The sequence below is a fragment of the Flavobacterium maritimum genome (assembly GCF_040049085.1).
GTDB lineage: Bacteria > Bacteroidota > Bacteroidia > Flavobacteriales > Flavobacteriaceae > Flavobacterium > Flavobacterium maritimum.
Genome location: NZ_JBDLZY010000019.1, coordinates 1 through 670, shown reverse-complemented (window position 1 = coordinate 670; position 670 = coordinate 1). Strand labels below are relative to the sequence as shown.

The window sequence follows — 670 nt, the reverse complement described above, 5'->3', positions numbered from 1 at the left end:
GCGAAGATGTAGTTTAATTAGGAGCTAATCCCGCTATCCGTTTCAATCTTTTGCTTTTTAAGAAAAAAGCAAAAGGATTTCCACTTTTATCGGGGCTAGGGCACTCATTTTCAAAACAAAATAATTTTTATAATCATGAATCTTTGTCAAAGTTTTAAACTTTGACAAAGATCTCGTATATTGATTTAGTTTCAGGTTTGTTTCTTTTGTTTCACGTTTCAGGTTTTCTTAGCAGTGAAAATAAGCTTTGTCAGAGTTTTAAACTTTGATAAAAATCTCTAATATAAATTTTTTGTTTCAGGTTTTATATGTTCTCCCTGAGCGAAGTCGAAGGATTTCATGCTTAATACATTTATTCAGGCTCTCCTTGCGTGTCCTTCGACTTCGCTCAGGAGGACAAACTGTAAATTCGTCTTTGACAAGTTGAACTTGAAACTTCAAACCTGAAACTTCAAACCTGAAACAAAAGCACTATGACAACAGAAGAACAAATATCCAGAACCCCTTTTCCAAATTCTAAAAAAGTATATATCGACGGCGAAATTCATCCGATTAAAGTAGCGATGCGCGAAATCGTTTTGAGTGATACTAAACTTTCAAATGGAGGAATAGAAAAAAATCCGCCTGTAACAGTTTATGATACTTCTGGCGCTTACACCGATCCAAATAT

1 pseudogene is annotated in these 670 nt (G+C 34.3%); it reads left to right on the top strand.

Going from position 1 to position 670, the window contains the following annotated elements:
* Positions 1-473 precede the first annotated feature (473 nt).
* Positions 474-670 (top strand): annotated as a pseudogene (locus ABEB23_RS18070) (phosphomethylpyrimidine synthase ThiC); the annotation flags it as partial.